The following is a 12,744-nucleotide window of genomic DNA, read 5'->3' on the forward strand; positions in this document are numbered from 1 at the left end:
CCAAGAGAGAGTAAGATGTGTCTAAGAGACAGCCCCCGGCACTCCGACGCCCACCGGCTCCTCATGAGAAAGGGCCGCGCCGGTGCTGGGGAGGACCGGCGCGGCCCTGTTCCTGAGCAGCCGGGGAACCCTCCCATGCCCTGGAGGTGGCCGGCGTGCTCAGGTGCTCAGGGGCTCAGTGGGTGAACTGCTCCTCCTCGGTGGAGCCCTTGAGCGCGGTCGTCGAGGAGTCGGGGGCCACGGCCGTGCTGACCAGGTCGAAGTAGCCGGTGCCGACCTCGCGCTGGTGCCGGGTCGCGGTGTAGCCGCGCGCCTCGGCGGCGAACTCCGCCTCCTGCAGCTCCACGTAGGCCGGCATGCCGTCGCCGGCGTACCCCCGGGCCAGGTCGAACATGGAGTAGTTGAGGGAGTGGAAGCCGGCCAGCGTGATGAACTGGAACTTGTACCCCATGTGTCCCAGTTCCCGCTGGAACTTGGCGATCGTGGAGTCGTCCAGGTGTTTCTTCCAGTTGAACGACGGCGAGCAGTTGTAGGCGAGCAGCTGGTCCGGGTGCTCGGCCTTGATCGCCTCGGCGAACTCGCGGGCGATCTGCAGGTCGGGCGTGCCGGTCTCCATCCAGAGCAGGTCGGAGTGCGGCGCGTACGCCAGGCCGCGCGCGATGCACGCCTCCAGCCCGTTCCTGACCCGGTAGAAGCCTTCTGCGGTGCGCTCGCCGGTGGTGAACGCCTGGTCGCGCGGGTCCACGTCGCTGGTCAGCAGCGTCGCGGCCTGGGCGTCGGTCCGCGCGATGATCAGTGAGGGGACGCCGCAGACGTCGGCGGCGAGGCGGGCGGCGTTGAGCGTCTTGACGTGCTGGCCGGTGGGGATCAGCACCTTGCCGCCGAGGTGGCCGCACTTCTTCTCGGAGGCGAGCTGGTCCTCCCAGTGCACGCCCGCGGCGCCGGCCGCGATCATGCCCTTCATGAGCTCGAAGGCGTTGAGCACGCCGCCGAACCCGGCCTCCGCGTCGGCCACGATCGGAGCCAGCCAGTGCGGGCTCTCGACGCCTTCCGACCAGGTGATCTGGTCGGCCCGCAGCAGCGCGTTGTTGATGCGGCGGACGACGGCCGGCACGGAGTTGGCCGGGTAGAGGCTCTGGTCGGGGTAGGTGTGCCCGCCCAGGTTGGCGTCGGCGGCGACCTGCCAGCCGGACAGGTAGATCGCCTTCAGGCCGGCCTTCACCTGCTGGACGGCCTGGTTGCCGGTGAGCGCGCCGAGTGAGGCGACGTAGTCCTCGGTGTGCAGCAGGGCCCACAGCCGCTCGGCGCCGAGCCGGGCGAGCGTGTGCTCCTCCTGGATGCTGCCGCGCAGCCGGATCACGTCCTCGGCGGTGTACGTACGCTCGATGCCCGCCCAGCGCGGGTCGTGGTCCCATTCGTCCTGCAGCTGCTCGGCAGCTCCCTTGAGGCGATCCTTCATGATCACTCCTTCGTCGTCCCCTGGGGCTTACGCCGAGTCTCTGCCCCTGGGCCCAGGGTCAAAAGTCGGAGACGACGAGAAGGTTCACGAAAATTATCGAAATACACGCTACCTGCCGGTATTCTCCGAAGAATAAATCACGACTTTCCGTGATCAGGCATGCTCGCATTCGTTCGCGGTCCGGCGGGTGGCACGGCGGTCACCTCCTGCCGCTGATGGCGATGCGCACCAGATTGCGCTCCTTGACCCCGTACAGAGCGCGGCGGGACGGGTCGAGGGCCAGCTTGGGCTCGCCGCCGAACCACTCGCCCGCCAGCCCGGTCACGATGGCCTTCGCGGTGAACCTCGCCAGGTCGATCTTGTACACCTTGTCGCCGTCGCCGCAGTACGCCACCCGGCCCACGACGAACAGGTCACCGCCCTTCGCCCCGACCTGGAGGCTGCGGGTGACCTTCCGGGTGCGCAGGTCGAACTCGAAGACCACGCCCGTGTTCGCCATGCCGTACAGCCGCCTGGGACCGAGCGCGAGCGCGGAGAGGTAGCGGGCCTCGGGGACGGGCTCGACCTGCCACAACAGCTCCCGCGCCGACAGATCGAAGGCCGCCAGGCGGGCGGTGGTGGTGACCGGCGGCAGCCCGAGGCCCTCCTGGGTGAGCGTGCCGAGATAGGCGATGCCGCTCCGGGTGACGACCGAGTAGACCGTCTGGCGTTCGACGGCGGGGCGCTGGGTGACGTACTCGCCGGTGTGCGGGGAGTAGAACGACAGCGCGCCGTTCATGTGGCCCGGCTCGGGCTGGGTGGGCATCACGAGCACGCCGGTCCGGTCGTCGTAGGCCAGCTCGCGCGGCCGGTCCTGCTGGTTGCCGGTACGCGCGAGCAGCTTGGCCTCGGCGTCGCCGGCGCGGTGGGAGTAGAGCGCGGCCTGCGTGTAGACGCCGAGGTAGGTGGTGTCCTTGACGGTGAGCATGGTCTTCGGCTCGCCCGGGATGGACAGCCGGGTGACCTCGCCGGTGGCCAGGTCGTGGATGTCGGCGCCGCTCTTGCCCCCGACGTAGACCCGTTCGCCGTCGGAGTGCACCGACATCGGCTCCTCCGCCGCCGCCCGGAAACCGCGCTGCACCAGGTTGCGGTAGTCCAGCGCGCCGGTCGCGGGATCGTAGACGAACACCGCGTTGTCCTGCACGCCGTAGACGCGGCCCTCGTGGGCCAGGATGCGGTGGGTGGCGGCCTCGGCGTACGGCACGCCGAGGACCTCCAGCTCGCCGGTCTCCAGGCTGCAGCGGTAGAAGGTGCCGCTCGGACGCCCCGCGAAATAGACGTGGCCGTCGTGGATGAGGACCGAGACGATGTACTTCTCGCCCTCGGCCGTGGCCTTGACCACCCGGTGGTCGGACGGGTCGGCCTTGTTCAGGATGAGCAGCTCGGCCAGCGAGTTCATGCCTCCGGCGATGTGGGTGCCGGAGACGTGCATGCTCGACACCCAGTCGCGGTCGGCCAGCTCGGACGGCAGCAGGTCGCGCCGCTCGCCGGTGGCCCGGTCGATCGCGATGAGGTGGGCGTTGGCGCCGACGCCTGCGTAGACGTGCGTGTCGTCGGCCTGGATGGCGCGCACGTACGCCTCGCCCGGCACGGCCTCGCCCAGATCGCGGGTGGCGCCGGTGGCGGGGTCGTACTCCTTGACCTTGCCCGGCTCCGACGTGCCCAGGTAGACCTTGCCGTCGGGGGAGGCGGCGAGGGTCCAGATGAAGTGGTCGGGGAAGGAGGCGACCTTGGTGAGCGCGCCGGCCACCGTGTCGAGCTTGTACAGGTCCGACGTGGAGTGGGTGCCGACGTAGACGTCGGTGCCGACCTTGCACATCGCCCACACCCCGATGCCCGTGGGGATGTCGAAGTGGGCGGTGATCGAGTCCTCGGCCACGTCGTAGGCGCCGACCACGTTGGGCGACAGCCCGCGCGACCCGGCGTAGAGCACGCCGCCGGCGAACTCGGCGTTGCCCAGCGGGCTGGCGACGCTGGCGGGGCCCAGGTCGGTGAGGGTGCCCTCGGCGGGCGGAGCGGTGCGGGCGGCGTCGCCGGTGCGCGTGTCGCCGGCGTGAGCGGCGGTGGCGGGCAGGCCGGCGGCCACCGTGGCGACGGTGGCGGCTTGCAGGAATCGACGGCGGGGGATCATGTGCGGCTCCCTGGTACGGTTTCGCCGCACGCTATAACGGTCCAGGCCGTAACGTCCAGATCGTGATCGGCTCCCTCGGTCGTGAGTGCTGCCGGGAGAGCGTGCCGACTCCCATCGGAGGCCGGGGGTCGCGATCGGCGAGTCGTTGACGGGGTGACGCGCATCCCGTTACGGTCAGGGCCAAAATGCTTTCAGAACGGAACGAGAGGTCCCGGGAGCATGCTCAGATCCCTGCTCGTCGTCGTGGCGGGCCTGTTACCCGCTCTCGTCTCACCGGCCGATCCCGCCGTGGCCGCTCCTTCGCGGTGCGGCGGCCAGGCGGTCACGACGTACGGCACGGCCTCGGTGACCGCGGCCGTCGTGGGCGCCGCCGTACACGACGGCCATGCCTACGTCGTCACGCGCGGACCCAAGCCGCCCGTCCTGGCCGAGATCGACCTGGCCACCCGTGAGGTGGTCAGGAGCGTGACGCTCCCCGACGACCCTGCCGACGGGGAGCCTGAGGGCGGCTGGGCCGTCGCCGTGTCCGGCGGGACGGTCTACGTCGGCACCTACCCCGTCCCCGACCTGTACGGCTTCGACCTCGCCACCGGGCAGGTCAGGCACCTGCACTCCTTCGGCGAGGCCGGCGGCTTCGTCTGGAGCCTGACCGCGGCCCCCGACGGCACCTTGTACGCGGGCACCTCCCCCGACGGGCGCGTGTGGGAGTACGTCCCCGCCACCGGCGCGGTCCGCCGCTACGACCCGCCGGCCCAGGGCGAGAGCAACGTGCGCGCCATCCAGGCCGACGACCGCCACGTCTACGCGGGCCTGCTGGAGAAGCGGCTGCTCGTACGGATCGACCGCGACAGCGGCGCCGTCCTGCGGCTCGCGGCGGGCGACAGCGGGGTCGGCGCCGTCGCGCTCAACGGTGACCGGGTCCTGGCAGCCGCCGGCGGCGAGCTGATCGACGTCCGCAAGGACGGCACGGACCTGCGGCGGGTCACCGTCGAGTCCGGGCTGCTGGACGCCTTGACCACCGCCCCCGACGGCACCGTCTACGCCGCCTCGCGCCCCGACGGCACCGTCTACCGCTACCGCACCGGCGACACGGCGCTCACCAAGGTCATCGATCCGCCGTCCCACGCCGACGAGACCCGCCTGCTCCACGTGACCGGCGCGAACACGCTGATGTCCGTGGCGGGCAGCGGCGGCCTGTGGTGGCTGGACGCGGGCACCGGCACGGCCGAGTTCACCGACCTCGTCGACGCGGGCCTGACGCCCGGCGCCGAGCGCACGCAGAGCATGCTGCTGGTCCCCGGCCGCGCCGTGTACGTCGGCGGGCACTTCGCCATGGAGATCCGCGACCTGCGTACCGGCGAACACCGCAGAATCCGGGTGCCGGGCGAGCCGAAGGCGATGACCCGCGACGGGAACAAGGTCTACGCCGCCATGTACCCCACCGGCGAGATCATCTCCGTCGACGTGCGCACCGACGAGGTCCGCAGCCTCGGCTCCCTCGGCCACGACCAGAAGCGGCCCTGGGACATCGAGTACGACGACCGCTCCGGCAAGCTCCTCGTCGCGACCGCGTCATTGTCGGCGAGCATCGACGGCGCGCTGTCGGTGGTCGATCCCGCGACCGGCGCCATGGACGTGTATCAAGGCGTCATCCCCGGCCAGAACCTCATGAGCCTGACGCTCGACGCCGGGCGGGGCGTGGTCTACCTGGCGGGCGACGTGTTCGGCACCGATGCGCCGTCCGCGTCCATCGCCGCCTTCGACCTCGCCCGCCGTACCGTCCTGTGGCAGGACGAGCCGATGCCGGGCCACCGCACCTTCCAGGACGTCAAGCTGCACGGCGGGCTGCTGTACGCGTCGTTCAAACGCGACTCGGGGGCCTGGGCCGCCCTCGACCCCGAGACGCGGCAGGTCGTCCGGCAGGGCAAGGTGTCCGGCTACGGCGAGCTGACCGTGCACCGGGGCCGCCTGTTCGCCTCGGTCTTCCGCGACGGCGGCAACGCCTACGAGCTCGACGCCGAGCGCGGGGCCACGCTGCTGGCCACCGGCATGGGCGACGAGTGGCACACCAACCCGCAGCTCCACTTCGAGCCCGGATCCTGGTACGCCTGGGCCATCGCGGGCCGCCATCTGGCGCGCATCCGGCTGGACCCGCGCTGCCCGACCGTGACCGTTCCCGTACCCGGGTCAGGGGGTCCGGCCTGAGCCCCGGCCGGTGAAGGACGCGCGCCGGCCGTGCGGCGGGCCACTTGGCCGCTGCGCCACCGGGCCGCCGGCTCGCCGCGCGGCGCCTTCCCCCGGTGCGGTGGTGCGGGCGTGTTCCGGCCGGTCGAGCGCTTGGTGTCCGAAATCTAGAAAATGGCTAGTTTTTCTGCCTAAGATGCCGACATGGGGCCGTTGCTCGGTGAAGAACCGCTGTCTTTGACGCAGGAGCTGGATCTGATCGCCTTCGGCCAGCGCCTCCGTCACCTGCGTAAACAGCGCGGCCTCACCCTGTCCGACCTCGGGTCGCGCGTCGGCAGGGCGCCCAGCCAGCTGTCACTGCTGGAGAACGGCAAACGCGAGCCCAAGCTGTCGCTGCTCAAGTCGCTCGCCTCCGCCCTCGGCGTGCCCGTCGAGGAACTGCTGCGCCGCCAGCCGCCCAACCGCCGCGCCCAGCTCGAGATCGCGCTGGAGGAGGCCCAGCGCGACCCCATCTACGCGGGGCTCGGCCTGCCGCGGCTGAAGGTCTCCGCGCGCGTGCCCAACGACGTGCTCGAACATCTCCTCGGTCTGTACGGCGAACTGCGCGCCCGGCAGGCCCGCGGCACCGCCACCCCCGAGGAGGCCCGGGTCGCCAACGCCGAGCTGCGCCGCCGGCAGCGGGAGGTGGGCAACTATTTCCCCGACATCGAGAAGGCCGCCGCCCAGGCGCTCGACGCCGTCGGCTACCGTACGGGCGCCCTGTCGCAGAGCATGATCCAGGGGCTGGTCACGCACTTCGGCTACACGGTGCACACCGCCCAGGATCTGCCGCGCTCCGTGCGCTCCATCACCGATCTGCGCCACCGGCGCATCTACGTCAAACACGAGCAGCTCGGCATGCACACCCCGCGTACGATCCTGCTCCAGACGCTCGGCCACCTCGCGCTCGGCCACGACAAACCCCGCGACTTCGCCGACTTCCTGCGCCAGCGCACCGAGGCCAACTACTTCGCCGCCGCCGTGCTCGTCCCCGAGCGGGCCGCCGCGCCCTACCTCCAGGAGGCCAAGGCGCAGCGGGCGGTGTCGGTGGAGGACCTGCGCGACGTGTTCGCGGTGTCGTACGAGATGGCCGCCCACCGCTTCACCAACCTGGCCACCCACCACCTCGGGCTCGTCTGCCACTTCGTGCGCAACGACGCCGGAGGCATCATCTACAAGGCGTACGAGAACGACGGCATCGTCTTCCCCGCGGACGAGCAGGGGGCCATCGAGGGGCAGCGCATGTGCCTGCAGTGGTCGGGGCGGCAGGTCTTCGCCTCACCCGACCGGTTCTCGGTGTTCTACCAGTACTCCGACTCGCCCACCGGGACCTATTTCTGCGTGGCCCACGTCGATCCGTCGCGCGAGCGGGACTTCGCCATCACGCTGGGAGTGCCGTACAAGGAGTCGCGCTGGTTCCGCGGGCGTGAGACGACCAACCGCACCCGTTCCGGCTGTCCCAGCGGCGACTGCTGCCGCCGCCCGCCCGCCGGGCTGGCCGAACGGTGGGAGGGGTACGCCTGGCCGTCCGCCCGCGCCAACTCCCACGTCCTGGCCGCCCTGCCGCCCGGATCGTTCCCCGGGGTGGACGAGGCGGACGTCTACACCTTCCTGGAGCGCCACGCCGCCACCCCCTAAGCTGAAATGTGGGGATACGGGGGGAGGGGTCGCATGCTGCCTGAGGTGCGTACATGGTTGCGACGCCGTACTTCGTGCGTCACGGACTGGCCGCTGCGGGACCTGGTGGCGGCCAAGGGCCGTACGACGGTGAGCGTGGTGCTCCCGGCCCGCGACGAGCGGGAGACCGTGGGGGAGATCGTCACCGTGATCCGGCGGGAGCTGGGCGGGCTCGTCGACGAGATCGTGGTCATCGACTCGCGCTCCACCGACGACACGGCCCTGGTGGCCGCGCGGGCCGGGGCCACGGTGCACGCCCAGGACGAGATCCTGCCGCGGCTCAAGCCGCTCGACGGCAAGGGGGAGGCACTCTGGAAGTCGCTGGCGGTCACCTCGGGGGATGTGCTGGTGTTCGCCGACGCCGACATCCGGAAATTTCGCCCTTCACTGGTATTTGGGCTGCTCGGACCCATCCTCGCCGACCCGACCGTGGTGTACGCCAAGGCGTGCTATGACCGTCCCCTCAACGGCTCCTCGAACGGCGGCGGCCGCGTCACCGAACTGGTCGCCCGCCCCCTGATCAACCTCCACTGGCCGCGGCTGGCCGGGTTCGTGCAGCCGCTGGCGGGCGAGTACGCCGGCCGGCGCTCCGCCCTGGAACGGGTGCCGTTCCTGACCGGGTACGGCGTGGAGCTCGGGCTGCTCATCGACCTGCTCGAACTGGCGGGGCTGGACGCGTTCGCGCAGGTGGACCTGGGCTCGCGGGAGCACGCACCGCAGTCGACGGAAGCCCTGGGAGGAATGGCCTCCCAGATCATGCTGGCCGCGTGGTCCCGCCTGGAACGCCAGGGCAAGATCGAGACCTGTCACGCACCCTCGCTCCGGCTGGCGCAGTTCCGCAGGGCCGGCGACGGTCACGAGGTCATGCTGACGGACATCGGCATCGCCGAACGACCACCGATGATCACCATGGCGGCCTGAACCCCGCACCACAGCCCCTTCGCGGGCGGCACTACCCGCGGGTAAGGTGTTACCGGCGGTAACGAGTAAGGGGTCCTGCATGAGCGCTTTCTGTCCCGAGCCCAGCGACGAGGTGACCGAGGTACGCGACTGGGTGCACGCCTTCGCCCGCGACGTGATCCGCCCGGCGGGCGCCGAATGGGACGAACGCGAAGAAACCCCGTGGCCGGTCATCCAGGAGGCGGCCAAGGTCGGGCTCTACTCACTCGACTTCTTCGCCACCCAGTGGTTCGAGGAGAGCGGGCTGGCGCTGCCGGTGGCGTTCGAGGAGATCTTCTGGGGCGACGCGGGCATCGGCCTGTCCATCGTCGGCACCGGGCTGGCGGCCGCCGCCCTGTCCGGCAACGGCACGCCCGAGCAGGTAGGGGAGTGGCTGCCGCAGATGTTCGGCTCCGAGAGCGACGTCAAGCTGGGCGCCTTCTGCGCGTCGGAGCCGGACGCCGGGTCCGACATCGGCGCCATCCGCACCCGTGCCGTGCCCGACGGGGACGACTGGGTGCTGAACGGCGTCAAGGCGTGGGTCACGAACGGCGGCATAGCGAACGTCCACGTGGTCGTCGCCTCGGTCGACCCGTCACTCGGCACCCGCGGCCAGGCCTCCTTCGTCGTCCCTCCGGGCACGCCCGGCCTGTCCATGGGCCAGAAGCTCCGCAAACACGGCATCCGCGCCTCCCACACGGCCGAGGTCGTGCTCGACGACGTCCGCGTACCGGGCTCCTGCCTGCTGGGCGGCAAGGAGAAACTGCAGGCGCGGCTGAGCCGGGTGCGCAACGGGGAGCGGGCGGGGGAGCAGGCGGCGATGCGCACGTTCGAGACCACCCGCCCTGCCGTGGCCGCGATGGCCGTGGGCATCGCGCGGGCGGCCTTCGAGTACGCCAGGGACTACGCCCGCGAGAGGGAGCAGTTCGGCCGCCGGATCGGATCCAACCAGGCCATCGCCTTCCTGCTGGCCGACATGGCGACCCGCGTCGACGTCGCCCGCCTGCTGACCTGGCGCGCGGCCTGGATGGCCAGGAACGGCAGGCCCTTCGAACAGGCGGAGGGCTCGATGTCGAAACTGGTCGCGGGGGAGACGGCGGTGTGGGTGACGGAGCAGGCCGTCCAGATCCTGGGCGGCGCCGGCTACACACGCGACCATCCGGTCGAACGATTCCACCGCGACGCCAAGATCTTCACCATCTTCGAGGGCACATCGGAGATCCAGCGCCTCATCATCGGCAGAGCGGTCACCGGGTTGCCGGTCCGCTGAGAACGCCGCACGTCACAGGGGCGGCGTGTCCGCAGGATCATCGTTAGTGACGGAGCTGGTGTGCCCTGCTGCCGGGTGGTGAGGTACTGCCGCCGACCTCGTGCATCCTTGACCGGGTCAGGGATGACTCCGGCCGCAACGAGCGCGGGCTTCCAGATGGTCTCGTCGTAGTTGCGATGCCGCACGTGTAAGTCAGCGGTGCCCCAGCGGAACAGCAGCTTGTGAGTAGGCGGTTTCCCGCTAAGTACCTCCCAGGGCAGGATGTACGGCCGTGGGGCGTGGGCGTCGATGTGCGCGCGCAGATGCTCCGCGACCCACCGAGGCATGGGGATCTGAGAGGCTCCGAAACCTGCTCTGCGGCTCAGGGATCAAAGACACTCTTTGATGAGCCCTGCTTGCCCGGGCCTGCGCCCCCGACACAGGAAGAGCCTCGTGATCACAAACGTGACCACGAAGCTGCTTCTGTTTGGCCTGCTTCCCTAACGGTATTTTGCTTCGGGATCGGCGGGCGATTTCTGTGTTTCGGCGCACCCACCTGCCGGCCGCTCCGACGACCACGTTCACCCTGACCCAGGCCAACAGCATCCATTGCGGCCGCGGCCCTGAGGACCCGCGCTTCCTCAGGACGACGGACGCAACCGCGACCTCGATCAGCAGACCGCGTCATGCTGCAGGCCCGCCGACCTCCTCGCGGCGTTCCTGGCCGCCGGCCCTGCCGACCCGGGCCGCACCGCCGCCAAGTGCCTGATCCACCTCATCGGCTTCACCGCACTCAGCCTCACCGTCCCGCAACGGCCTCGACCCTGTTCCGCCGAGACGTCGGCGCGAGATTTTCGCCTCCGGTCGCGTCTCACAAGCCGTCGCGCGTCGGCGGCGTCCCGGCGACCGGTTCCGTGCCCCTGCCCCGCAGCCCCTCCCAGCGGGCTCTTCCCGTGCGATCAGGCGAGCGACCCACCGAAGTGCGCGCCGGCAGCCACTGCCAGAAGGAGGAAGACCACCGGGAAGCCGAGGTTGTGAAACACACGCGCGCGGACATGGGCGAGGACGGCTCCGACGAAGAACAGCACGAGCCCCAAGGCGGCGGCCAGCCCGAGGAGAGGCCGGCCGAGCAGCCCGAGCACGAGCCCTGCGACCCCGGAGCCCTCAACGACCGCGAGGTAGGGGATCCACCGCGGATCGAGGCCGACCTCGGCACAGTTACGCACCACGAACTGAGCCGAGACCGCCTTCGCGATCACCTCGAAGGCGTTGGCCAGGATGCAGGCGAGAGTCGCGATGAACAGCCCGATGCCGAGTGCTGTGGTCAACGGGCATACCGCCCCAGCAGCGTCACCGGTCGCGGAGGTATGGGCGCGCCGGCCCACTGCGCGACCTTGGCCCTGAACGCGAGGGCCTCCTGGATGTCGAGGAGCGGGTTGATGTCGGCGTCGGCAAGGTGGAGGGTCAGCAGGAATTCCGTGCCGTCCGCCACTCGTACGGCTGTGTAGTCAAGGCCGGTCGGTGCTGCTTCCTCGATCGCGGCGAACACCTTCTTGATGGCCGCTTCCGCTTCCGGAGCCTGTTCGAGTGTGGTGTTGAATCGGACAATCTGTACGCTCATGTGTGTCTCCTCAAAGAGGTGTGCTCGTCAGGTAGCCGGTCTCTCACCCTCCTGACGTTGAACACACGCGAAAGGTGACCACACCCATGAAACTCGTCGAACACTTCGAGGCGTCTCGTCCCCGGCTGATGTCGCTGGCCCACAGGATCGTGGGCTCGTATCACGACGCCGAGGACGCCGTCCAGACCGCCTGGACGCGGGTCCAGGCGGCCGGGGCGGCCGACGTCGCCAACCTGGACGGCTGGTTCACCACGGTGACCGCGCGTCTGTGCCTGGACCTGCTGCGGGCGCGTGAGCGACGTGGCGAACTCCCCTTGCACTCCTATGACATCGCCGGCGGCAGGATCAGTGCCGACGAGACGTTCCTTCGCCGTGAAGAAGTGTCCAGAGCCCTGCTGGTGCTGCTCGACGAACTCTCGCCCAGACAGCGAGTGGCGTACGTGTTGCACGATCTCTTCGCCATCCCGTTCGATCAGGTCGCCGCGGCGCTCGACACGAACACGGTCTCGGCGAAGAAGCTGGCCAGCCGTGCGCGCGCACGACTGCGCGACGCGCGACCTGTCGTACGCCGCCACGACGCGGAAGAAAACGAGATCATCGAGGCGTTCCTGGCAGCCGCACGCGGCGGCGACATCGCACGACTCGTCACCTTGATGGCTCCCGACGTCGTCCGTACCGCTGACCTTTCCCTGCTCCCGGCAGGCTCCGCAACGGAAGTCCGGGGGGCAGCGGCGGTCGCGGAAGAGACGAGGATCTTCCGCGACCGCATCGCCAACGCGGCTCCGGTCCTCATCGCGGGGCGGCCTGGCGCGGTCATCGCACCCGGCGGCCACGCGTACGCGCTCATCCGCTTCCGCATCGACGCCGGTCTCATCACGAAGATCGAGATCACTCCGTACGCGGCCGGCACGATGTCACTGCGCGACCAGCCACGAGGTTCCGCCCTTTTCGGCCAGAGCAGTGGGTGATCAGGGGGCCGCCCCCATGCGCGCTGTGCCGCGGCGGGTGTCGAACGTCGTCGGGTCCGGCGCCGCGATCACCATCGGGTCTGGGGAATGTTGTTGACATCCTCCCCCTCCTGAAGGAGGGGGATTCCCACGGTCGCCCGTGAGGGTTCCTGCTTCACAGCCGGTTGCCCGTCCGAGAGGACTCTCGTTGAGGTCTGACACCAGCTCCACAGGCGTTTCAGCTCTCCGCCAGCCCGGCGGCGAGCACGTTCTGGGCCGCGTTGACGTCCCGGTCATGGACCGCGCCGCAGGCGCACATCCACTCCCGGACCTTCAGCGGCATCGTCTCCTGCAGGGCCCCGCACGCCGAGCACAGCTTGGAGGAGGGGAACCAGCGGTCCACCGCCACGAGCGTGCGCCCGTACCAGGCGGCCTTGTACTCCAGCATGCCGCGCATCT

The 12,744-nt window shown here is 70.2% G+C and carries 10 protein-coding genes; 5 read left to right on the forward strand and 5 right to left on the reverse strand.

Going from position 1 to position 12,744, the window contains the following annotated elements; all coding sequences use genetic code 11:
- Positions 1-175: 175 nt before the first annotated feature.
- Together aceA and E1295_RS43780 are read right to left on the reverse strand one after the other, a co-directional pair.
- Entirely contained in the window at positions 176-1,459 is a 1,284-nt protein-coding gene (gene aceA / locus E1295_RS43775) for an isocitrate lyase (RefSeq protein WP_132640579.1), read from the reverse strand.
- A gap of 199 nt (positions 1,460-1,658) precedes the next feature.
- A complete protein-coding gene (locus tag E1295_RS43780) occupies positions 1,659-3,629 on the reverse strand; it encodes a WD40 repeat domain-containing protein (protein ID WP_132640581.1) in 1,971 nt (656 codons plus the stop codon).
- 219 nt (positions 3,630-3,848) lie between these two features.
- On the opposite strand from E1295_RS43780, the gene E1295_RS43785 reads away from it, so the two are divergent.
- From E1295_RS43785 to E1295_RS43800, 4 genes are all read left to right on the forward strand, one after another.
- Positions 3,849-5,834: a YncE family protein gene (locus E1295_RS43785; protein WP_132640583.1), complete on the forward strand. Its 1,986-nt coding sequence runs from the start codon at positions 3,849-3,851 to the stop codon at positions 5,832-5,834.
- 183 nt (positions 5,835-6,017) lie between these two features.
- Positions 6,018-7,490 (forward strand): helix-turn-helix transcriptional regulator, encoded by a 1,473-nt coding sequence (locus E1295_RS43790; RefSeq protein WP_246081113.1) that lies wholly within the window; start codon positions 6,018-6,020, stop codon positions 7,488-7,490.
- Between the two features lie 33 nt (positions 7,491-7,523).
- Entirely contained in the window at positions 7,524-8,450 is a 927-nt protein-coding gene (locus tag E1295_RS43795; RefSeq protein WP_132640585.1) for a glucosyl-3-phosphoglycerate synthase, read from the forward strand.
- Between the two features lie 79 nt (positions 8,451-8,529).
- A complete protein-coding gene (locus tag E1295_RS43800; protein ID WP_132640587.1) occupies positions 8,530-9,738 on the forward strand; it encodes an acyl-CoA dehydrogenase family protein in 1,209 nt (402 codons plus the stop codon).
- A gap of 938 nt (positions 9,739-10,676) precedes the next feature.
- On the opposite strand, the gene E1295_RS43805 is transcribed toward E1295_RS43800, so the two are convergent.
- Both E1295_RS43805 and E1295_RS43810 read right to left on the reverse strand, forming a co-directional pair.
- Positions 10,677-11,045 carry a DoxX family protein gene (locus E1295_RS43805; RefSeq protein WP_132640589.1) on the reverse strand — a complete coding sequence of 123 codons (369 nt, stop codon included), beginning with the start codon at positions 11,043-11,045 and terminating at the stop codon, positions 10,677-10,679.
- Complete coding sequence (locus E1295_RS43810; protein ID WP_132640591.1) at positions 11,042-11,338, reverse strand: hypothetical protein; 297 nt, start codon at positions 11,336-11,338, stop codon at positions 11,042-11,044. Before E1295_RS43810 ends, E1295_RS43805 begins: the two co-directional genes overlap by 4 nt.
- A gap of 86 nt (positions 11,339-11,424) precedes the next feature.
- Between E1295_RS43810 and E1295_RS43815 the strand changes: the two genes are divergently transcribed.
- The gene (locus E1295_RS43815; protein ID WP_132640593.1) at positions 11,425-12,306 is read left to right on the forward strand and encodes a sigma-70 family RNA polymerase sigma factor; all 882 of its coding nucleotides are present in this window, start codon (positions 11,425-11,427) and stop codon (positions 12,304-12,306) included.
- A gap of 217 nt (positions 12,307-12,523) precedes the next feature.
- On the opposite strand, the gene E1295_RS43820 is transcribed toward E1295_RS43815, so the two are convergent.
- On the reverse strand, positions 12,524-12,744 hold a 221-nt coding region (locus E1295_RS43820), incomplete at its 5' end, for a zinc ribbon domain-containing protein (RefSeq protein WP_132640595.1).

This window comes from Nonomuraea mesophila (assembly GCF_004352805.1).
Classification (GTDB): domain Bacteria; phylum Actinomycetota; class Actinomycetes; order Streptosporangiales; family Streptosporangiaceae; genus Nonomuraea; species Nonomuraea longispora.